The following is a 538-nucleotide window of genomic DNA, read 5'->3' as shown; positions in this document are numbered from 1 at the left end:
CCATACGGATAGTATCTCAGAACGTGAGCCGGATATTGGGTATCTCCATAACTGTCCCAACCAAGCCTTTGTGCCTGCTGAGTGGAAAACTCCACTGCATTGGCATAAGAATAACCGCCATACTTTGTTTTTGCCCAAGAAATATACCCATTACCGAAGTTGTAGCCTTGCAAGGCAAGTTTGATATGCTCCATATCTATCGGACTTTCCACTTCTGCCGAAGTAAGAGCCGCTTTCAATTCCTGAACTCCACACTGGATAGAATATTCAGGGTCTTTAATTCCATTAGGTTCGTGCGGATACCTTGTATTGAAACTTCCCTCTGCTGCCTGCATAGGGTCAAGTCCTCTGCCACCGCTTTCCTGCATCATAACCGCCTTGATAAGTTCCACATACTCAGGAATGCCGTACTCTTTGGCATACTTCTGTATGATGGGTTCATAGGCTTCTACCTCTGCACTTACCGGAGTATAGGAATTACTGTCACTTCCTCCTCCAAACATTGCTACGGCAGCACCAAACAGCACGACAATCATAA

At 45.7% G+C, this 538-nt stretch carries 1 protein-coding gene; it reads right to left on the bottom strand.

Features of this window, described 5'->3' with window-relative positions; translation table 11 throughout:
- A partial coding sequence (locus HMPREF0367_RS09665; protein ID WP_035403774.1) for a lysozyme family protein occupies positions 1–538 on the bottom strand: 538 nt, incomplete at both ends.

The organism is Faecalitalea cylindroides ATCC 27803 (genome assembly GCF_000469305.1).
Classification (GTDB): Bacteria; Bacillota_I; Bacilli_A; order Erysipelotrichales; family Erysipelotrichaceae; genus Faecalitalea; species Faecalitalea cylindroides.
This window is presented reverse-complemented; position numbering and strand designations above follow the sequence as displayed.